We start from the raw sequence: 21,467 nt of genomic DNA on the forward strand, positions 1-21,467 counted from the left end.
TCACAGCGCTGACCTACGGTTTTATTGAGCACTTGTCATGATGTGCTCGGCAGATCCAAAAAAGTCTACTCACTTGCATCTGAGAGGCATCCGATAGACAAAAAACCGCCGCGGAAGGGGGCCGACTCCCTCCGCGGCGGTTGTTTGCGTTGGTTTTGCGACGGTTTTGTCCGCTTGCTACTCGCTGTAGCGGGTGGCGATGGCAGCTTGCACCATGCCAGCGCTCATGAGGTACGTCACCAGGAAGTAGCCACCATAGGCCGCCAGGAAAATCGCGCAGGTGAGGCCCACGGTGCCGCCGATGCTCATATCGCCGAATACGCTCACCAGCTCGATGATCACCTTGAGCGCCACAAAGGAGTGCGCCAGACCCACTGCCAGCGGGAACAGGAAGAACACCGCTTGCTGTGCCATCACCGAATGCCGGATCTGACGGTCGTCACAGCCGATCTGCGCCAGCACGCGATAGCTGCGGCTGCCGTCGGCCACGTTGGAGAGCTGCTGGATCGATAGAATCGCCGCGCATGCAACGACCAATACAAAGCCAATGTAGATGGCCAGATAGCTAATCATGCCGTTCATCTGCGCTGCTTGCGTGTACATCTCGGAACGCGTGATGAAGACTCCCCACGACCCCGGCTCCTTGCCGTCAACGAGCAGATTGTCGAGCAAGGTGTATTTAATGCTCTCGTCTGCCTTGGTCACATCCATCCCCTGTTTGTAGTTAACGAGCAGGCTACTGGCATACGGCTGCAGATTAAGTTGGGACAACAGCTCGTCGGCAACGACGACGGTACCCGGATTACTGCCCATCGCCGAGTTGGCGATGGCCGCTGTGTCCTTGTCCGACTTATCGGTTGCGGGCTTGAGCGTATGCCCGCCCAAGGTGAGGGTATGGCCCCCAGCCATGTATTTGGTGTACAGGTCGCCCAGCTCGCCGCCCATATCACACGTAAGCACGTACTGGTCGCGACCAATGCTCACCGGATCCTCGCCCATCATCTGGCGCAGTTTATTGTACTGGCTCGCCGGCGTCACAAACAGGCCCATATCATCGGCATTGCTGCCCTCGAGCGCCTTCGGAAGCTTTTCGCCCATGGTCTTGCACATCTCGCCTGCCACCACCGAGGGGCCCGAGCCGCCAAGCGGGTAACTCAGATACGAATCGATCTGCACATGCTCACCGGCAACATCGGCGATATTGACCTTCTTGCCGGTCTCGTCGTTGTTGTCCGCCGACTTGCACTCGCCATGCCATGCAGCGTACAAATCGACCGTTGCATCTGCCAGCACCATACGATCGGCCTCAGACGGATTGACATACTCCTTGTAGTAGTCGAGCCTATCGGGCGTGTAATAGACATACGTCTGAGATACGTCAACAGGGTTATAGCGCTCCAGATTCTCGTTCATCACGTTGGCAATAGACATACCGCACGTCACCGAGGTAATGGCCAAAAACAGGATCATCGCGATGACGCCCATCGAAAAGCACACCGTGTTGACCTTGGCCGCAAGCTGGCGCACGGTAAACATGTTGAGGCCGCGCCAGTACACGCCGCGCAGGCTCTGCAGCAGCTTGATGAGCATGCCCGAGAGTCCCCAGAACAGGGCAAAGGTGCCTACCGTGACCATGGCCGTGGTGATGCCAAACTGGCTCATTGCCCCGTCCAGCTTGTCGCCCGTCTCGGTTAGCGGGAACCCATCACGTAGCAGACGGTAATAGGCCACGCCCACCAGCACCACGCCCACAGCAAAGATGGCAATCGCGATCCAGGGATTGCGCGTCTTGATGCTCTCGTTGCGACGCTCGGCACCCATGAGTTCAATGAGCTTAGTGCGACGAACGGCGCGCAGGTTCAGCAGTAACGTGAGTACAAACATCACGAGCATGCAGGCAAGGGTCAGGTTGAACGCATGCACCGAGAAAAAGAAGCGGAAATTGGCGATCTGCGTCTTAAAGAGCGAGGCCGTAAAGAACGTCATGAGCTGGGAGAGCCCCACGCCCAGCAAAATGCCGGCGGCAAAGGCCACGACCGATACTATCACGGTCTCGAGCGCCATGATCGTGGCGACGCGCCCGCGCCCCATGCCGAGCACCTGGTACAGGCCAAACTCCTTTTTGCGGCGTTTCATGATGAAGTTATTGGCATACACCATCAAAAAGGCCATGACGCCGGCCAAAAAGTACGTAAGGTAACCGAGCATGGTGCCCATGAGCTCGGACAGTCCCTCTTCCTCGATGCCGGCAATGTCGACCTGCATCGAGACGGTGTTGAAGGCATAGAAGACCGTGACGCCCAGGGTGAGCGTCAGCAAGTAGACGAGGTAATCGCGGCCGGCGCGGCGGACGTTACCCCAGGCGAGTTTACAGAGCATCGGAGCCCTCACCGCCCATCATGGCAACGACCTCCATAATGCGGTCGAAGAACTCTCGGCGGTCGGTGTCGCCGCGGCGCAGCTCGGTAAAGATCTTGCCGTCACGGATAAACAGCACGCGGCTCGTGTAGCTGGCAGCAAAGCTGTCGTGCGTAACCATGAGCACGGTGGCGCGCAGGCGGCGATTCAGGGCCTCCAGGCTCTCGAGCAGCAGGCGGGCGCTCTTGGAATCGAGGGCGCCGGTGGGCTCATCGGCCATGATCATAGTGGGATCAGTGACGAGCGCGCGAGCCGCGGCAACGCGCTGCTGCTGGCCGCCGGACATCTGATAGGGATACTTGTCGAGCACCTGGCTAATGGACAGACGCGCGGCCACATCCTGCACGCGGGTCGAGATCTCGGCTGCGTTCGTGCGGGCGATGGTGAGCGGCAAGGCGATGTTCTCGCGCGCCGTGAGCGTATCGAGCAGGTTGGAATCCTGGAAGATAAAGCCGAGCTCCTCGCGGCGGAACTGCGAGAGCTTGGCCTGCTTCATGCGCGTCACGTCCTGGCCGTTGATGCGAATGGTGCCGCTCGTGGCGGCATCGATGGTCGACACGCAGTTGAGCAGCGTCGACTTGCCCGAGCCCGAGGCGCCCATGATGCCAACAAATTCGCCGCGGTTGACGGTGAAGCTGACGTCGTTGAGCGCGCGGGTCACGTTGCCCAACGCGCCGTATACCTTTTCGAGATGCGCGACCTCCAGTACCGGGGCCGCCATGTGCGTGGTTTGCATACCGAGTCCTTTCTTGCAATCAGTCTACGGCATCTATAGTCGCAAGAAGCCGAGTCGGCTACCATCGATATGGCTTACGCTTGCCTTACCGTTGTGTAAGGTACGGGTAGCTAGCCTGCCACGTGTTGATATTGAGAGAGGACTCCTGTTGAAGACTGTTCATGTTGCCGCTGGGATCATTCGCAAGGATGGATCTGACGAGCTGCTTGCCGTGCAGCGCGGCTACGGCGACATGCAGGGACTTTGGGAGTTCCCCGGTGGCAAGCTCATGCGCGGCGAGACGCCCGAAGACGCCGTGCGCCGCGAGCTCATGGAAGAGTTGCAGGTAAAAGTCACCAACCTGCGCGATTTCTACACCGTTGAGTATGACTACCCCGATTTTCATCTCTCGATGGAGTGCTATTACTGCTCGCTGGCTAAAGAGTCCGGCGAGCCCCAGAAGCACGACCGCCAGCTCGATATCCGCTGGATTCCGCGCGCCTCGCTTGCCACGGTGGAATGGATGCCCGCCGACAAGGGGCTCATCGATGCTCTGATTGAGCTGAAGGAAGACCGGCTTGAGGCCAACAGCACTGTCAACGACGCCGAGGCCGCCACGACCGAACGCCCCGCCGCCAAACCCAAGCGCGCGCCTAATCGCCGCAGCAAAAAGCGCCCCAAGCCCGGCCTGCTGGACGGCATCGATACCTCGGACCTTTCCGCCGACGAGCGCGAACTGGTCCGCCGTCGCGCCGCCATCAAAAAGTCCATGAAGGGCAACAAGCGCGCCAACACCAAGCCCGAGCTGCTCGTACGTCAGCGCCTACGGGCCGCGGGCCTTACGGGCTATCGTTTGGAATGGAAGGTACCCGGCAAGCCCGACATCGCCTTCCCCGGCCGCAAGATCGCCATCTTCGTCAACGGTTGCTTTTGGCACCGCTGCCCCAAGTGCAACCCAAGCCAGCCCAAGCGCAACGTTGAGTTTTGGGAGGCAAAGTTCCGTCGCAACGTCGAGCGCGACCGCGCTGCTGTGGCAGCGCTCACTCAAATGGGCTGGACGCCCATAACCATCTGGGAATGCGAACTCAAAAAAGACCGCATCGACGCCACGATGGAAAAGGTCATCGAGCAGGTACGGGCTGCAGAGCCGCAGCGCTAACAGCGAGCATTCACACGCCCCACACAGGCGAGCCACATCCACGTCACAAACCTTAGAAAGCCCTTAAGCCCAAAACCTTTCAAGAGTGTTACTCGATACTTCTGACCTGCGGTTTCATCGTAATGCCAAACCTCATTAAGCCTTTCTTTAGCGCTTCTTTGCGACGGCCGCGGCATAATACTGCCAACGCACGGGACCTAGCAGCAAACCCCGCGCGCAATCTTTTGGTGGACATCGAGGAGGCCGCATAAGCATGCATTCTTCCAATGCCGTAGCACGGCAGCCGTCCCTAAAACATGCAGACCTTTTCTCCTTCCCCCCGACACAGAGAGACGGCCTCCTCGACTCCCCCACCACAAAAGCCAAACGCTCAACCAACCAGAGCCACAACTTGCGAGCATCGTTCGAAAAGCTCCAAGCATCCCTAAACAAGGCGTTCCCCGAACAGGCAAGAGCAATCTAAGCCCATCGCGCTTTATACTGATGCCATGCGAAACATGGATCACATAGAATTGCACCGCGGAGGACGCGAGGAAGCGTTTCCCGAGACCGCCGAAGACTGGCCCTATATTGCCGAACGCGCAGAATTCGCTCGCTATCCGGGCAATTCCGTCCCCTGGCACTGGCATTCCGAAGTTGAGCTTTTCTACATGGAACAGGGAGCGATTGACTATCGAACGCGCGCGGCTCATGAGCACGTACGCTTTGAGGAAGGGTCCGCCGGCTTTATCAACGGCGGCGTTTTGCACAGCACGCTGCAATCACCCAATTCGGCACCAGCCATTCAAATGTTGCATATCTTTCAGCCGTCGATGCTCGGCGATCCCGCGGGACGCCTTCAAAAGCGCTATATCAATCCTTTGCTGCAATGTCGAGGCGTCGATGTGCTCAAATGGTCGCCCACCAACCCCGACGATATGCCCTTTATCGATTTGCTAAAGAGTTCCTTTAACCACGACCTTCAACGGCCGCAGAACGAGATGGCGCTTCGGAATAGCTTGTCAGAGCTCTGGATTCAGATTTACGCCAAGGCCGAACCGCTCTTTTCCTCCGACAACGCCTCTTGGATGACCAACCGCGACGTACAGTTCAAGGCAATCCTGGACTATATCCGCGCAAACTATGCAGCCGCTATAGATGTGCCCCAGATGGCATCTGCAGCCGGCATAAGCGAAAGAGAGTGTTACCGTATTATCGAAGCTTGCGCAGGAACGACCCCGGCGGCATATCTGCGCGCATACCGCGTAAACCGTGTTTGCGAACTTTTGGCACACACCACGCGAACGGTCCAGACAGTCGCGCGCCAATGCGGCTTTGCGACAGCAAGCCATCTTGGCCAGGTATTTAAAGAACAAATGGGATGCACTCCTTCGAGCTATCGAGCAGCGAGGCAGAATCTCGATAGCACCAGGCAGAAATCCCGCTAGCCTTTCTTCTGTCACCGCATCAAACTTGCAGGCAAACAACAGAGAGGAGAAATCATATGAAGCACTTTGACCATATCGTATTTGACGTTGATGGGACATTGGCAGATACAGAAGAAAGCGTTCTATCATCGCTTGTCCAGATTGTCCAAGAAGAGACCGGCAAAACGCTCCCCCGACACGAGCTTGAATTTGCCCTCGGCATACCCGGCAAGAACGCCCTTGAGAAACTTGGGATCTACTCACAGGCAACGCTGAATCGCTGGTGCCAAGTTGCCGCCAGCTTTAAAAGCACCATCAGCGTGTTTCCCGGCTTGCACGAAGTTATCGCAACACTCTCCGACAACGGCTGCAAACTTGGCATCGTCTCCTCACGTGCGCGCGACGAATACGCAGAAGAAATTGCACCCCTTGGCTTCGATAAGTATTTTGAGCACATCATCCTTGTCGAAGACACAACCGAACATAAACCCGCACCCGCTCCCATGCTCGAATATCTCCGGCGTACGGGCGCGAATCCTGGCAACGTCGTCTACGTTGGCGACACCGTCTACGACGAACAATGCGCAACTTCGGCAGGGGTCAGTTTTGCCCGAGCAGCATGGGGATCACACCAAGATATCCCAAACGCCACCTACAACCTCAAAACCCCCAACGACCTACTAACCCTAACAACCAAATGACCCACGCGTCCCACCCTTTCAGCCCCAACACCACAAGGGCGATTGAGCAGAACGGCTTGGGCGGGTCCCCGTACTTAGTTTCCAAAATCATTCCGCAGCGCGAAGGCTTCTTATTATTTTCCGCCCAACGCCACAAGGGCGACGACCTCGAGTAGGTCAACCTGGGAGGGACGAGGGCTTAGTCCCCCAATCTTTCCGCAGGGGGCAAAAAGCCTCGCCGCGCGAAGTGCGCAGCGAGGCTTTTTGCATGCCCGAGGACGATTGGGGAACTAAGCCCTCGTCCCTCCCCGGGATATGTAGCGAGTCGGAGTACCCTTGCTGTTACTCTGCTTTGCCCACAGAGTTGAGGTTGGTCATGCGGATCTTAACCAGCTCGGTGATCTCGCGCATGCCCTCCTTGGCCGGCTTCTTAGGATCGAAGCAAGCGGGGTTCTCGGCCATGTAGGCCATGAAGCCCTTGGTGTAGGCCTGACGCAGCTCGGTGGCGTAGTTGACCTTGCAGATGCCGTTCTTCACGGCCTCGGCAACCTGCTCATCGGGCACACCGGAGGTACCGTGCAGAACCAGCGGCACGTCGACGGCGTCGCGAATGGCCTTGACCACGGACTGCTCGATGTGAGGATCGCTCGTGTACACGCCGTGGCTGGTGCCAACGCCAATGGCCAGCGAGGTGCAGCCGGTGCGCTCAACAAACTCCTTGGCCTCGGCAGGATCGGTGTAGGGGCTCTCGCCCTCAACCGCGGGACCGTCGTCCTCCTTACCGCCGACCTTGCCGAGCTCGGCCTCGACGGGCACGCCCATGGCGCGGCCAGCGTCGGCGACGGACTTGGTCAGGGCAATGTTGTCCTCGAAGGACTCGTGCGAACCGTCGATCATGACGGAGGTGTAGCCCGTGCGGAAAGCCTGCATGCAGCGGTCATAGCCATCACCGTGGTCGAGGTGCAGGGCGACGGGCACGGAAGCGCGCTCGGCAGCGGCCTTGACCATGCCGTAGAAGTAATCCAGGCCAGCGGTCTTAATGGTGCCCGGGGTGGTCTGCATGATGACGGGGGACTTGGTCTCCTCGGCAGCGGCCAGAACGGCCATAACAAACTCGAGGTTCTCGACGTTGAACGCGCCGACGGCGTAGTGGCCGGCCTGAGCGTCCTTGAGCATCTTTTCGGTGGTAACAAGTGCCATGAGCGTTTGCTCCTCTCCCTCGCCCGCATCTGGACATCGGGCGTACGTGTCCGCAAGGCGTTTTACCTTGCGTTTTGCTGGGCCCATTGTATGAAAATCACATCTGTCGCATGTACGAGATATCGCCGGCACGCAGGCCAAAACGCTCGTTTTTGAAAAGCAAACGGAAGGGAATCGGACCAAATCCCCCTATCCGATATCCCAGTTTTCGAGCGAATCACCTTTCTTTTGTAGAAAAGATAAGTAATCGAAAGGCGTTTTCTTGCTAGAAAAGAAAATGAACGAAAATGGTTTCAACATAATTCCTGCAAATTTAGGTTGAGGATGGAGCAGCTATGGCCCACGCAACAACACGAGCTTTCGCCGACGAACGACGTGCCGCCATCATGGAAATGCTCGAGCATAACGCCTCCGTGCAGGTGGCAGAAATCGCCCAGACCTTTGGCGTTTCCTCCGTCACTGCCCGCGCCGACCTGGACGCGCTCGCCGAGTCCGGTAAGCTACGCCGCACGCATGGCGGCGCCGTGTCGCTCCACAAACGCCTAACGGTCTCCACGCAGGATCGGCGCATCAACGTCAACGTCGCCGCCAAGCAGGCCATCGCTCAAAGCGCCATTGAACTCGTCAGCGACGGCGACACGTTGCTCGTCGACTCCGGCACCACGGCACTCGAGTTCGTCCGCCTGCTCGATCAGCGCGACGGCATCACCGTCATTACGGCCGATATCACCATCGCCGATTACATCGACGAGAGCATGCCCTCGGTCGATGTCGTCATGCTGGGCGGGGCACTGCGCAAAGGTCATCGCTATCTGTACGGCCCACTTACCATGCAGGCGCTCCAAATGGTCCACGCCGATCTTGCCGTCATGTGCCCTGGCGCTTTTGTTCCCGGCTGCGGCTTTACCACCGACTTTCCCCAGATGGCCGAAACCAAAACGACCATGATCGGCGCCGCCCGTCAAAGCGTGGCCCTCATGGACGCCAGCAAGGTTAACGGACGTGGCATGTACCGCTTTGCCGAGCTCGTCGATGTCAACGCCATCGTCATGGACCGCGACCCCGACGATGCCGTTGCCACCTCTATCGCCGAAATCGCCGACAACACCCGCCCCAACCTCATCGTCGCCAGCGCGTAAACAAAAACCACCACAAAGGTGTCCCCTTTGTGGTGGTTTGCGCGTCAAAAGTGAAGTATTGCTACTTGGAAAGCTCGTCGGCGAGGGCCTCGATCTGAGCGCGCGAGGCGTCGTTGAGCGAGCCCAGGACGGTCACCTTGTTCTGCGCCAGGGTGATGTCCTTCATGCCCTCGAGCTCCTTGGTCATAACCTTGGCAGCGACGGGCGCCCAGGAGCCGGCCTCGACGAGCGCCACCGTACGGTTCTGGTAGGCGTGCTCGGCAAGCGTGTGGATAAAAGTGCTCATGAACGGGAAGATCTCGCCCTGATAGGTAATGGAGGCGAGCACCAGGCGGTCGTAACGGAACGCGTCCTCAACGGCCTCGGCCATATCGTCGCGAGCCAGGTCAAAGACGGAAACCTTCTGGCCGCGAGCCTCGAGCGCAGATGCGAGCTCCTCAACGGCAGCCTTCAGATGGCCGTACACGCTCGCGTAGGCAATCGTGATGCCCTCGTCCTCGGGCTGATAGCTCGACCAGGTGTTGTAGGTGTCGAGGTAATAGCCCAGGTTCTCGGTCAGCACGGGGCCGTGGAGCGGGCAGATGATCTGGATGTCCAGATTGGCGGCCTTCTTGAGCACGGCCTGCACAAACTTGCCGAACTTGCCGACGATGCCAAAGTAATAACGGCGCGCCTCGCAGGCCCACCCTTCCGGATCCTCGATGTCGTTGGCGCCGAACTTGCCAAAGCCGTCGGCACTAAAGAGCACCTTGTCGGTGGCCTCGTAGGAGAACAGCACCTCGGGCCAGTGCACGTTGGGGGCGCCGACAAAGGTTAGGCTGTGGCCGCCCAAATCGAGCACGTCACCCTCCTTGACAACCATCTTGCGCTCGGGGAAGTCGGTGTCAAAGTAGTTAACCATCATGCGGAAGGCGCCCATGCTTGCCACAATCTGTGCCTGGGGATAGCGCTCCATAAAGGCGGCGATGCCGGCGGAGTGATCGGGCTCCATGTGATGGATGACCAGGTAGTCGGGCGTGCGACCGTCGAGTACAGCCTCGAGGTTACCGAGCCATTCGTCGACAAACCCGCCATCGACTGAATCGGCGACAGCGATCTTTTCGCCCAAGATAACGTAGCTGTTGTATGCCATACCGTTCTCGGACACATCGTACTGGCCCTCGAACAGGTCAATGTCGTGATCGTCGACGCCAACGTAGCGGATATCCTTGGTGATCTCCATCAGGCAAAGCCTCCTAGATAGACAAAAGAGCCCGTCTATCATAGCACTCACCTTTATAGCCACGGCTATCTGCCAGCATCCTTACCGATTGTTATTGAAGCGCAATGCCGAGCCGTTGACCTGCGAAAACTATGCGCGCGGAGCTGCCGTGGTATGCCGAACGATGAGCTGACCGGGAATGCGAATGGCGACGGGCCTGTCCGACGCCCCCGCCTTGGGAACCGCATGCTCGAATACCTCGCGTCCACGCTGATGCAAATCGAATCGGACAGTCGTGAGCTCGTTATGTGCGACAAAGTCGTCGAGCGAGTCATCAACGCCCACCACGCTCACGTCCTCGGGCACGCGCAAGCCGCTATCGCGCAGCGCGGCGATGGCGCCGTTTGCCATTTGGTCGTTTGCCGCATAAATCGCCGTCATGGTGCGGTCGTGCTCGGCCAGATATCTGCCGGCCTCGTAACCGCTGTTGGCAGACCAATCGCCCTCGAGCGGCGCCTGCGGCTTAATGTGCCTACGCTCGAGCGCGTCCTGCCAGCCGGCGCGACGAAACTGATCATCGACCGAGAACGACGGGCCACCAATATAGCGAATCTGCTCGTGCCCCAGTTCAAACAAATGATCCATGAGCAGCAGCGAGCAGCCGTAATGATCTGAGTCGACCGTGGTCACCCGCGGGTGCGCATACATGGTGACGATAACCGTGCCAATACCCGGCAACGGGTCGAATGTCTCAAAATCGGGCGCCATACGACTCATGCCGATGATGATGCCGTCCACCGGCAATGCGGCCATACGACGCGTGGCCTCGGCAAGCGAAAACTCCTCGGTCTTGGACATCTCGACCAGCGTGATGGCGCAATTATGCTCGCGAGCAGCGCTGGCGATGCCGTCGATCATTGAGAGGTTGCCAAACTTGGTGACATCGTTGACGCACAGGCCGACTGAATGGTAACGGCCGTCGCGCAGCGAGCGACCGGCATAACTCGGACGAAAGCCGAGCTCTTGCATAGCGGCCTGCACGCGCTGGCGCGTCTGCTCGTTAACGTTGGGCAAGCCGTTGGCGACGCGCGAAACCGTCTGCTGTGAAACGCCAGCAGCGCGGGCGACGTCGGCCATAGAAACCGGACGCGTACCTGTATCGTTGGAAGGGCGCCTTGCCACAAAATCACCTTCGCTCTTACGAGGTATGAATAGCGTAGATGTGGGCCCAAGCGGAAATACACCCCGCGCCGAGACCCGCTATCGTCGGACGCATGTTAACGTACTCTACTTTTTCTATCAGCGGTTCTTCTGCTCTATAAGTCCATACAGCCGCACCGTTCGCGGCTGAAAAGCTACCGATTACCAGATTCTCAAAAATAGATACACGCTGTGTTATGAGTACGTTAACATAGCTTTTAACGTGCAACGCCGCGAACGCCTCGTTTGTGGTGCTCAAAATTGTTAACGTACTCACAACAACACGGACCCATCTGTTCGGTGCCAAGGAAAGGACCCCCATGACCGCCCCCGACGAAAAGACACTCGCTACCCTCACCAAGCTGTTTGAGGAGGAGTTTGGCCCCATCGGCGACCGCCAGGTGCTCTACGTGCACGCGCCCGGGCGCTCCGAGATCAGCGGCAACCACACCGATCACGAGGGCGGCCACGTTATCGCCGGCTCGCTCGATGTCGCCGTTGACGGTATCGCCGTGGCAACCGACTCCAACAAGGTCCGCGTCGCCGACGAGGGCTACCCCACGTTTGAGATTACGCTCGACACGCTGGATGTTCAGGAGTCCGAAAAGGGCACGTCCGCAAGCCTCGTACGCGGCATGGCCCACGAGATCGCGGCACTTGGTGTTGAGCCCCAGGGTTTCGACTTTACCTTTACCTGCTCCGTCCCCTCGGGCGGCGGCCTTTCTAGCTCGGCTGCCGTCGAGGCCGCGTACGGTCGTGCCATGGAGACGCTCTGGGGCGCGCCCGCCATTGATCCCGTCGCGCTCGCCCAGATGAGTCAGCGCACCGAGAACAACTACTACGGCAAGCCCTGCGGTCTGATGGACCAGGCCGCTGTGTGCCTGGGCGGCCTTGCCTACATGGACTTTGAGGACCAGGCCCAGCCTAAGACCCAAAAGCTCGAGCTCAACTTTGAGGATCACGGCTATGCGCTCGTGCTCGTTAAGGTCGGCGCCGACCACGTGGCAGCTACCGACGACTACGCCGCCGTTCCGCGCGAGATGCAGGACGTCTCCGCCGAGTTTGGCAAGGCACGCCTGTGCGAGGTCAACGTTGCCGACTTTGACGCCAAGCTCCCCGAGCTGCGCGCCAAGCTGGGCGACCGCGCTTGCCTGCGCGCCGTTCACTACTGGTACGAGAACGGCCTGGTCGACAAGCGCTGGGCAGCCCTGAACGCTGGCGACATTGACCAGTTCCTGGTCCTGACGCGCGAGTCCGGCGCCAGCTCTGCCATGTACCTGCAGAATGTTGTTGCCAAGCTGGGTTCCGAGCAGCCTTCCATGTATGCCCTGGCGCTGGCCGAGCACGTGCTCGACGGCCGCGGCGCCGTTCGCATTCACGGTGGCGGCTTTGGTGGCACCATCCAGGCCTTCGTGCCGCTCGATCTGGTCGACACCTTCATTGCCAAGATGAACGGCTGGCTGGGCGAGGGCTCTGCCCGTCACTACGCCATCTCTGACAAGGGGGCTTACGCGGCATGGCTGTAATGACTGACGTGCGCGAAGCGGCGCAGAACCTGATCGAGTACGCCATTCATCGATCGATGATCGGCCAGGACGATCGCATCTGGGCATACAACACCATTCTGGAGTGCATCGGCGCTACGGGCCCCGCGCTCGATATGGCCTGGGCGCTCCAGGTTGAGAAACTCTCGCTCTTGCACCCCAATACCCTGCCCGACTTTGATCTTGAAGGCACGCTTGCCGCGCTTTCCGAGGCCGCCGTTGCCAATGGTGCTGTCGAGGATACGGCGTCGGGCCGCGACCGCATCGCCATGCGCATCATGGGCGCGCTCATGCCGAGGCCTTCGGTTGTAAACGAAGAGTTCAACGGACGTATGGGCGTCAACGAGCCCCGTGCCGCGACCGACTGGTTCTACGGCCTGTGCTGCGACGCCGGCTACGTGCGCCGCGCCGCCATCGCGCGCAACATCAAATGGAGCACCCCCACCAACTGGGGCGATCTTGAGATCACCATCAACCTGTCCAAGCCCGAGAAGGACCCGCGCGATATCGCCGCGGCAGGTGCCGCCAAGAACACGGGCGAGAAGTATCCCGCCTGCCAGCTCTGCATCGAAAACGAGGGCTATCCCGGACGCTCCGCCGCAGCCGACGGCGGCGCTCACCCCGCTCGCCAAAACCTGCGCATTATCCCCATCCAGCTCAACGGCGAGCGCTGGGGCTTCCAGTACAGCCCGTACGCCTACTTTAACGAGCACTGCATTGCCATGAGCTCCGAGCATAGTCCGATGCACGTCGACCGCAAGGGCTTGACCTGCCTGCTCGACTTTGTGGACCTGTTCCCGCATTACTTCATCGGCTCCAACGCCGACCTGCCTATCGTGGGCGGCTCGATTCTGTCGCACGACCACTTCCAGGGCGGCGCGCACGAGTTCCCCATGATGCATGCCGCCGAGGTCTCGCAGTTTAGCGTGCCCGGTTTTGACCAGGTCACCGGCACTGTGCTGCAGTGGCCGCTCTCGGTGCTGCGCCTGCGCTCGCATGACCGCGCTCAGCTGCTCGACGCTGCCGAGAAGATTATCCTCGCCTGGCGCGAGTGGACCGACGAGTCTGTGGGCGTTATCGCGCACACGGCCGACGGCGTAGCGCACAACACCGTGACGCCCGTCATCCGCCGCGTCGACTCCCGCGGCAACGCCGGCGGCGAGATTTACGAGGCCTACCTGGCGCTTCGCTGCAACATCACGACCGACGAGCATCCGCTGGGCGTTTTCCACCCGCATGCCGAGTACCATCACATTAAGAAGGAGAACATCGGCCTGATCGAGGTTATGGGCCTGGCTATTCTTCCGCCGCGCCTGGTTCCCGAGCTCGGCGCTGTCCGCGAGCACCTGCTGGCAGCCAAAGCCGATACCAGCTACGACCTTGCCAGTGCGCTCGAGGGCGACGACCTTTGCCGCAGCCATGCCGCGTGGGCCGAGGACGTCTATGCCCGCCGCGCCGACGAGCTTACGGCGGATAGCGCCATCGGCATCCTGCACGAGGAGGTCGGCGTGGTGTTTGGCCACGTGCTCGACAACGCCGGCGTCTTTAAATGGGACGAGGCCGGCCGCGCCGCCCAGCAGCGCTTTATCGACTCACTGTAATGATCCCTTAGGGACGGAGGAAAACGGATCATTTCCGCCCACACGACAACGGCGCCCGCCGGCAACATCGCCGACGGGCGCCGTTTTTGAGTGTAGCCATTGGGGACGTTCTTAAACGACTAGTCAAACAAGAACGTCCCCAACGACTAATGACTCGAGCGTGGAAAATCCCCCACTTTGAACTCGTATGGGCACCAAAAGCGGGAGATTATCCACGCTCATTCTATTAGGAGTCGCAACCGCTACAACTCTACGACCTCAACGTTGCTGTAGATCTCGTCCCAGCGGTCCATGACCAGATGGCCGGTCTTGGGATCCATGGCGTTGAGCTTACCGCAGGTATTGGCGGTCTTGAGCACCGTGACGTCGTCGGCACCAGCAGCAATGGCATGCGCAAAACCGGCGATGGTCGAGTCGCCGGAACCCGTTGCGTTCACAGCCGCAATCGCGGGCGTCTTGGCGCGGAACGCGCGACCCTCATGGAAGCCCACCGAACCGGCAGCGCCCATCGAAACGACAACCCAGGGAATACCGGCAAAGCGGCCATCGGCGGCAAGCGCCTCGCGCAGGGCATCGACATCATCGGTCGTAAAGGACGTACCCAGTAGGCCGTTAATCTCGGTCAGGTTGGGCTTTACGAGCTCGGGCTTAGCGTCGGACTCCAGCGCTGCCTCCAGCGATGCACCCGAGGTGTCGAGCAGCACCTTGGCGCCCGCCTCCTCGGCGATCTTGACGAGCTCGGCATAGTAGCCGGCATCGACGCCACGCGGCAGCGAGCCCGAAAGCGTCACAACGTCCGCCTTCGCCGCGAGCTCGGCGAACTTGGCCGTAAAGGCCTCGAGCTCGGCCGGGGCGATTTGCGGGCCGCTCTCCAGCAGCTCGGTCTGATTACCCTCGTGCAGAATATTCAGGCAAATGCGCGTCTCACCGGCGATGGGCACAAAGTCGTTCTTGACGCCGTCGGCATCCATAAGCTCGGCCATATAGGCACCCATGTGGCCGCCAAGCAGACCAGTCGCGAGCACGTCGTCTCCCAGTTGCAGCAGCACGCGGCTCACGTTGAGGCCCTTGCCGCCAGCGGTCTTTTCGGGCGTGACGCGGTTAACGTCGTCAATGACCAGCTTGTCGAGCTGATAGCGCGTATCAATCGACGGGTTCATGGTAACGGTCAGAATCATATTGAACTCCTGTTCCGGGGCGGCATGACCCACCCCAAACATACGATAGCTCGTTAAAGGATCTCGATCTCAAAGCCGCGGGTGACGGTCTCCCCCGGCTTGGCAACCAGGCAGCCACGCTTGTGCTCCAGAATATCGTCCTCATCGGAGCAGGTAGACAGGCCGCCCCACGGTTCCACGGCCACAAAGTCGCCCTCGGGCTTGCTCCACACAATCAGGTACGGCATATCCTGGAACGTCAGGCGCACGCCCTTGTCCTCGGTTTTCTTGGTCAGCGTAACCACGCGGCTCTCGAGCACATCAAAGATGGTCTCCGCGAAGTCGAAGAGTTCGTGGGTAAGCGGCAGGTTCTGGTCGATCATGGGGTTCTTACTGCGATGCTCAACATCAATCAGGCCCGTCGAGGGAACGGCAGTACAGAGCTCGGCGGCCTCACGCTGATCAAAACGAAGCTCATAGTCGTCATAGGACTCGCCCTCGTCGAGCGGGCACTTAAAGCCGGGGTGGCCACCCACAAAAAACGGCATGTCCTCGGTGCCCTCATTGGTCACCTCGTACGACACGGCCACCTTTTCCGAATCGACCTTGTAGCGAGCAACGATCTTAAACGGATACGGGTACTGCTCGAGCAACTCGGCATGGTCGGCAGAGCTTAGGCTCAACGCAGCCATGTTGTCGCTCTGCTCCTCGAGCTTCCACTCCTGCTTGCGGGCAAAGCCGTGGCGGGCAAGCTTGACCTCGCGGCCACCCATGGTCATTGCGTGACCGTCACGAAGGCCGCCGCAAATCGGAAAGCAAATGGGTGTCTGGCCCGACCAGACCGAAGGATCGCCCTGCCACAGGTACTCGCGACCGTTGGCTTTAATCGAAGTGAACGATCCGCCAGCCGTGCTCAGTGCCACACGAATAGAACCGTTATCAAGAACAAACTCCATAGGAGCCTTCCCTTTCGTACGCCAGCCCGCCAAGTCAATAGGGCTGATAGAAAACCGGCCCGCGCCCCCTCACAGAAACGCGAGCCGTCAATTGAAAAGCTACAGAATGCCGGGTACCGCCAAAACGAAGCACTCAAGCCAAGCAAGCAAACGTGTTATCGGAGCAGCTAGCCGAACCAGAACGCTTCCCAACAACAGCGGCAACCCTGCTGGTACCCCCTACGTCAGCGAGCGGCGCTCAGGTGCCCCAGGTCGCCGCGAAAGAGGAGCGACGCGTACTTCATGTACGCGAGCGACGGTTTGAGCGGCGAGATGGGGTGCCTGAGCGCCGCGCAGCGTCGACCCGTTACGCGGTTTGGCAAAACCGCGTAACCCCACTAGTCGTGGTATTCGCCGCGGTCCCACTTCTCGAGGAACTCGTCAAAGAAGTGCGGGTCAGCCTGAGCCTCGGCGTCGGCCTTATTGCAGGCGTCGATCTTGGCGATCAGGGCATCGTGCTCGGGGGTCTTCTCGTAGGGCTCCTCCAGGAAGGCAAGCATAATGTCGGCCATCAGGAACTCGCCGGTAATCTTGCCGCCAAAGCCCACGATGTTGGCGTTGAGCTCGCGACGGGCATACAGGGCAGAGGTCATGTCGCGGACCAGGGCGCAGCGGGCGCCGGGAACCTTGTTGACGGCGTTGGTGATGCCGATGCCGGTGCCGCACAGGGCCACGCCAAAGTCGGCCTTACCGCTGGCAACAGCCTCGCCCACGGCCTTACCGTAGATGGGATAGTGCGTACGGGTGTGGCTGTAGGTGCCACAGTCGAGCACCTTGTAGCCAGCCTGCTCCAGGCGGTCAGCCAGATAGATCTTCTCGTCCGTAACGATATGGTCGCAACCGATTGCGATGGTCTTCTTCATCAGAACGTCCTTTCGTCTGAATTCACAAGTTGAGGTAGAAGTTCGAGTTCTCGGTGGCTCTCGTTAGGCCATCTTGTTGAGCATGTCGACACGGATCTGGTGACGGCCGCCAGCGTACTGGGCGCGCAGGAACTCGCGGGCGATCTTCTTGGCGACCTCGGTACCCACAACGCCCGGGCCCATGGTGACCATGCGCGAACCGTTGTGCTCGCGGGTCATGTAAGCGGAACGCTCGTCGGAAATGTTGGCGACGACCATGCCCTTGATCTTGACGGCGGCCATATAGGAGCCGACGCCGTACTTATCGAATGCGAAGCCCTGGGAATCCTTGTGCTCCAGCAGGTCCTTGGCAACGGCGGTCGCGGAATCGACAAAGTCCGCGGCAGGGGTCTCGGAATAGTCGACGACCTCGTGACCGTCGGCGATGAGCATCTCCTTGATGGACTCCTTCATCGACATACCGTCGGCATCGGAAGCGATTACAACCCTCATGACATCCTCCTTGAGAGATACGCAGGTGCGTAGTTTCTGTTTGGAAGTGTTGAATCGCGTTCAGGTCCGGGCATCTGAATGTGCGGTTCTTCACTGTTCATGTTTATTTGAACACATTCGAACAGCGACTGCAACCATTATTTGTTTATCTTTGTTCTTTTTTGAACAAATACCGTTCACGGATGATTGGCGACCGTTTGAGCCCGGCGCAGACGTAGCGACCATGTGTTCAGCAAACAAAAGGGCGGCCGAGAACGTGTCTCGGCCGCCCTTCTTACGGTTGATCTTCCAAAGATCGCTTTGCCGCTTACTCAGACTGCCCGCTCTTCTTGGCATGTTTGGACGGAGCGCTCAGAAAACGGCCCGTCAAATAGTTCGCCGGGCCAGAGATATCGATCCCCAGTAGCGTGTGTCCCAGCCACAGAAACGCCGCGAGCACCAGCAGCGGGATAACGCACGAGGTCACGATCATCACGATGACGCCTTCGATCAGATCGGTCACCTGCCGCACGATCTCGTCGGTCATCTGCTTGGCACCACTGGTTACCGACGTGACCAGGCTCGAGGCCCCGTCAGTCAACTGCTCGAGTACGTTTTTGGACTCCGTGACCTCGGCCTTTTTCTTGCTTGCCTTGGAGTTATCGCTATCTGCCGCACTCGCAGCGCCGGCCGACTTTTGCTCGGCCACCTCGATGCTAACGCGATACGTTTCATCGACCTTCTGCGACACCCATACGCTTGCGGGCACAAGCGCCATGCTGATCACGGCAACCACCAACACGCGCGTCGCCACGCGGCGCAGGACGGCGCTCGTGCTCCAGCGCCCGTGAATGCCAAGCGACACCGCAAAGAGCACCAACGCAAACGGGATTAAGATGCCCAAGCCAACCGACCACAAAATCGTGAGCAAGTATTTCTCTAGGTATAGCACGGCAAGCACGATACCAAGGTTGCCTGAAAGCTGCGCAAGCTGCTCGGCAACCGGCGTTCCCGTATCACCCGGCAGCGCGGTAATGCCCGCAGACAGCGCCACGCACGAGGTCGTGAGCGCCAGTACGTTACCTTTCTTTTGGTCGATAACCTCGATGGTGGAGTCCCAAGTCTTGGTATCGGCAAAATGCGGGCGCGCGACAAAGCCCGACAGGAGCGCCATAACCACAAGGGCGACGATGATGCCAATCTGCAGTTTTTTGTTTGCGCACACGACATCGGACAGGCTGGGCTGCAGCTCGGTTACTGTCGTGTGCTCGGTTATCTGGACAGGACGCCCATGAGCCATCTCGCGCGCATCTCTTTTTTGTATTGACCCGTTATCCGGCATTTGGATACCTCCTCAGTCCGGTCTGTATTGCGGATGGAAGTATACCCACCCAGCAAAAAACCGAACGGGAGGGCGTGCAGAAGCTCCATAACGCTGCTAGTCGAATAGTGCCATTTCAAAACTATGCCGGTTTACTACGATAAAACCGATAGGACCGACCACATTTGCTATTAGCAGAAAATGACAAGCTTTCTACCTGCGGCTTTGATAACGCTGTTCTTTCCATAGTTGAAAGAATGCGATTCATCGTAGTAAACCGGCATAGTTTTGTAACCGACAGACCGAGTCGGCACCGCAGCAAACCTAATGACCCGGTTTCTTCCATCCTCAAAGGATCGAATGCATGGCAGGAGTGTCCCAAACTGCCGGCAGATAAGGAACGTCCCCAAGTGCCGGGTAAACAGAAAAAGCCCTGCCGCGGGTAGCGGCAGAGCTTTTGGAAGGGGACTTGGTTGTGAGAGCTCGTTAGGCGAGCTTAGCCTCGAGTGCGGCGATGCGCTTATAGGCATCGATGGTAAAGCGGGTCTGCTTCTCCAGGATCATGGTGGTCATGAGAGTATCCTGAGCGTGAGCCATGATGAAGGTCATCTCCATCTCGCCGCCGCCGGCCTCCTGCGAAAGCAGCTTGGTCTGCGTGTCGTGGGCGCCGATAAGTGCATCGCTGGCATCCTTGTGCAGCTGCTCGGCCTTCTCAAAATCACCCTCGCGAGCAGCATCGAGCGCTGCAAGCAGATCGGTCTGGGCGTCGCCCGCGTATGCGACAATCTCGAATCCAACCATCGAGATTTCTTCTTTGGTTGCCATATTGCGTTCCTTTCACATATGAACCAACGGAGAGCATCGCGTCCGGGCATACGCGCTGCGCTGTGTATGGCAGGAACATTAACATTCAAACAAAAAAGAACAGCGCAAAACGTAATTTCGAGCTATGAACGGTTGCTTTTCGCCCGTGAACGGTTTTTAAACCAATCTGAACATTCTCGAACACAATTAGCGGCAACCCAAACAGGTCCGCACCCTAGCGTACATAGCGCACCGTATCGCCCTCGACGAGCACACCCGGAAACAGCATGTGCTCCACACCGGGTGCAGCGCCCTCGGCGCCGGCAATCTTGTCGACCGCCCACATGCCGACGCGCTTGTTGTCAAAGCGCACCGTAGTCAGGCGACGATCGGGCACGATATCGCCCAAACTATCGTCAACACCCACCACGCTTACGTCCTCGGGCACGCGCCTTCCGCACGACTCGAGCCCGCGAATGCAGCCGTAGGCCATGGCATCGTTGGAAGCATAAATGGCCGTACAGGTCGGATCGTCCGCCAGAGCCTGACCGGCAGCATACCCGCTCCGTGCCGTCCAATCGCCACGGACGAGTCGCGGCGGCTCAATACCATGCGCGCGCAATGTCTCACGCCAGCCCTCCTCGCGTTGCATGCCCGAAAGCGAGCGCTCGGGGCACGAGATAAAGTGCACGGTCCTGTGCCCCTGCCCCAGCAAGTACTCGACCACCTGGCGCGAGCAATCGAACTGGTCGTTATCGACCGTCGAGCACAGCGGGTGCTCCAGCATGGTAACGAGCACCGTCTGCATACCGGGCAGCGGCTCAAAGGTGCCAAAATCCGCCGGCATGCGGTTCATGATCACAACCATGCCGTCCACCGGAAGCGCACTCATGCGCGTTGATGCGCTCTCGAGGGTATAGGGGTGTCCATCTACTTTAGTAAGGGTGATGGCATAGCCGTGTTTGTCGGCTGCGGCGGCAAAGCCCTCCATACGGTCGAGGTTGCCGGTACCGGTAATGTTGAACATGGCGACGCCGACCGTCTTGAACTTGCCGCGACGCAGCGACCGGCCGGCAAAGTTTGGACGATAGCCAAGCTCGCGCATGGCGGCGCGCACGCGCTCCTTGGTCTCGGGGCGCACGCTGGGCGAATCATGCACGGTGCGCGAGACCGTCTGCTCCGAGACGCCCGCGAGACGTGCCACGTCTTTGACGGATACCGATTTTTTAACAGCGGCCATAGGTCGATCTTTCTATGTCAACGATGCCATTGGTGGCACCCTACGCAGTCAAATGAAACGTCTTTAAGTATATCTAACGCCTCCTCCGCCATACGCTCACCACCCAAAACCTACCGTTCACCGACATTTTTGCTTCCCCGAACGGCTTTTGTAGTCCAAATGTTAACGTTGCCACTGTGCAAACACAGAGCCACCGGGCGGCTCAAACGTTTACGCATAAGGAATCGACGGTTCGCAGGCACAGGAACCATCAGTTCGCGTCTTTTTTTGTGTCGCAAAATGGCAACGTCAACATTTTGGCAACCGAACGCCAAAAGTTACCATCGTTGCTAACCCACCGACTCTTAGGAGCA

At 59.1% G+C, this 21,467-nt stretch carries 18 protein-coding genes; 6 read left to right on the forward strand and 12 right to left on the reverse strand.

Annotated features, from left to right (window positions below):
• Positions 1–177 precede the first annotated feature (177 nt).
• Together DW645_RS06550 and DW645_RS06555 are read right to left on the reverse strand one after the other, a co-directional pair.
• Complete coding sequence (locus tag DW645_RS06550) at positions 178–2,379, reverse strand: ABC transporter permease (protein ID WP_118226937.1); 2,202 nt, start codon at positions 2,377–2,379, stop codon at positions 178–180.
• The gene (locus DW645_RS06555; protein WP_118226939.1) at positions 2,369–3,154 is read right to left on the reverse strand and encodes an ABC transporter ATP-binding protein; all 786 of its coding nucleotides are present in this window, start codon (positions 3,152–3,154) and stop codon (positions 2,369–2,371) included. Before DW645_RS06555 ends, DW645_RS06550 begins: the two co-directional genes overlap by 11 nt.
• Positions 3,155–3,302: 148 nt before the next feature.
• Here DW645_RS06555 and vsr point away from each other — a divergent pair, with 148 nt between their 5' ends.
• From vsr to DW645_RS06570, 3 genes are all read left to right on the forward strand, one after another.
• Positions 3,303–4,292: a DNA mismatch endonuclease Vsr gene (gene vsr / locus DW645_RS06560; RefSeq protein WP_118226941.1), complete on the forward strand. Its 990-nt coding sequence runs from the start codon at positions 3,303–3,305 to the stop codon at positions 4,290–4,292.
• A gap of 497 nt (positions 4,293–4,789) precedes the next feature.
• Positions 4,790–5,719, forward strand: coding sequence for an AraC family transcriptional regulator (locus DW645_RS06565; RefSeq protein WP_158568697.1), 930 nt, complete (start codon positions 4,790–4,792; stop codon positions 5,717–5,719).
• A 56-nt stretch (positions 5,720–5,775) separates the two neighbouring features.
• On the forward strand, positions 5,776–6,399 hold the full coding sequence (locus DW645_RS06570; protein ID WP_118226945.1) for an HAD family hydrolase: 624 nt from the start codon (positions 5,776–5,778) through the stop codon (positions 6,397–6,399).
• A gap of 321 nt (positions 6,400–6,720) precedes the next feature.
• Here the strand turns inward: DW645_RS06570 and DW645_RS06575 are convergent, their stop codons facing one another.
• Positions 6,721–7,578, reverse strand: a complete 858-nt coding sequence (locus DW645_RS06575) for a class II fructose-bisphosphate aldolase (RefSeq protein ID WP_022095149.1) — start codon at positions 7,576–7,578, stop codon at positions 6,721–6,723.
• A gap of 335 nt (positions 7,579–7,913) precedes the next feature.
• Here DW645_RS06575 and DW645_RS06580 point away from each other — a divergent pair, with 335 nt between their 5' ends.
• Positions 7,914–8,717: a DeoR/GlpR family DNA-binding transcription regulator gene (locus DW645_RS06580; RefSeq protein WP_118226947.1), complete on the forward strand. Its 804-nt coding sequence runs from the start codon at positions 7,914–7,916 to the stop codon at positions 8,715–8,717.
• A gap of 61 nt (positions 8,718–8,778) precedes the next feature.
• On the opposite strand, the gene DW645_RS06585 is transcribed toward DW645_RS06580, so the two are convergent.
• Positions 8,779–9,939 (reverse strand): FprA family A-type flavoprotein, encoded by a 1,161-nt coding sequence (locus tag DW645_RS06585; protein WP_118226949.1) that lies wholly within the window; start codon positions 9,937–9,939, stop codon positions 8,779–8,781.
• A gap of 129 nt (positions 9,940–10,068) precedes the next feature.
• Positions 10,069–11,055 carry a LacI family DNA-binding transcriptional regulator gene (locus DW645_RS06590; RefSeq protein ID WP_118226967.1) on the reverse strand — a complete coding sequence of 329 codons (987 nt, stop codon included), beginning with the start codon at positions 11,053–11,055 and terminating at the stop codon, positions 10,069–10,071.
• A 383-nt stretch (positions 11,056–11,438) separates the two neighbouring features.
• Here DW645_RS06590 and DW645_RS06600 point away from each other — a divergent pair, with 383 nt between their 5' ends.
• The gene (locus DW645_RS06600; RefSeq protein WP_118226953.1) at positions 11,439–12,644 is read left to right on the forward strand and encodes a galactokinase family protein; all 1,206 of its coding nucleotides are present in this window, start codon (positions 11,439–11,441) and stop codon (positions 12,642–12,644) included.
• Positions 12,635–14,263, forward strand: coding sequence for a UDP-glucose--hexose-1-phosphate uridylyltransferase (locus tag DW645_RS06605; protein WP_233540729.1), 1,629 nt, complete (start codon positions 12,635–12,637; stop codon positions 14,261–14,263). The genes DW645_RS06600 and DW645_RS06605 overlap by 10 nt, the downstream gene beginning before the upstream one ends.
• A 242-nt stretch (positions 14,264–14,505) precedes the next feature.
• Here the strand turns inward: DW645_RS06605 and DW645_RS06610 are convergent, their stop codons facing one another.
• The 7 genes from DW645_RS06610 to DW645_RS06640 all read right to left on the reverse strand — a co-directional run bounded on the left by DW645_RS06610 (position 14,506) and on the right by DW645_RS06640 (position 21,114).
• Positions 14,506–15,441, reverse strand: coding sequence for a hexose kinase (locus tag DW645_RS06610; protein ID WP_117716334.1), 936 nt, complete (start codon positions 15,439–15,441; stop codon positions 14,506–14,508).
• A gap of 53 nt (positions 15,442–15,494) precedes the next feature.
• Complete coding sequence (locus DW645_RS06615) at positions 15,495–16,376, reverse strand: aldose 1-epimerase family protein (protein WP_118226957.1); 882 nt, start codon at positions 16,374–16,376, stop codon at positions 15,495–15,497.
• 377 nt (positions 16,377–16,753) lie between these two features.
• Positions 16,754–17,278 carry a galactose-6-phosphate isomerase subunit LacB gene (lacB, locus tag DW645_RS06620; RefSeq protein WP_006234831.1) on the reverse strand — a complete coding sequence of 175 codons (525 nt, stop codon included), beginning with the start codon at positions 17,276–17,278 and terminating at the stop codon, positions 16,754–16,756.
• 63 nt (positions 17,279–17,341) lie between these two features.
• Positions 17,342–17,770, reverse strand: coding sequence for a galactose-6-phosphate isomerase subunit LacA (gene lacA / locus DW645_RS06625; RefSeq protein WP_006234830.1), 429 nt, complete (start codon positions 17,768–17,770; stop codon positions 17,342–17,344).
• Between the two features lie 307 nt (positions 17,771–18,077).
• Positions 18,078–19,091: a hypothetical protein gene (locus tag DW645_RS06630; RefSeq protein WP_147356636.1), complete on the reverse strand. Its 1,014-nt coding sequence runs from the start codon at positions 19,089–19,091 to the stop codon at positions 18,078–18,080.
• 465 nt (positions 19,092–19,556) lie between these two features.
• Positions 19,557–19,895, reverse strand: coding sequence for a PTS lactose/cellobiose transporter subunit IIA (locus tag DW645_RS06635; protein ID WP_089572387.1), 339 nt, complete (start codon positions 19,893–19,895; stop codon positions 19,557–19,559).
• 214 nt (positions 19,896–20,109) lie between these two features.
• A complete protein-coding gene (locus DW645_RS06640) occupies positions 20,110–21,114 on the reverse strand; it encodes a LacI family DNA-binding transcriptional regulator (RefSeq protein ID WP_118226961.1) in 1,005 nt (334 codons plus the stop codon).
• Positions 21,115–21,467: the final 353 nt, after the last annotated feature.

The sequence above is a fragment of the Collinsella sp. AM23-17 genome (assembly GCF_003470945.1).
GTDB classification, from domain to species: domain Bacteria; phylum Actinomycetota; class Coriobacteriia; order Coriobacteriales; family Coriobacteriaceae; genus Collinsella; species Collinsella aerofaciens_O.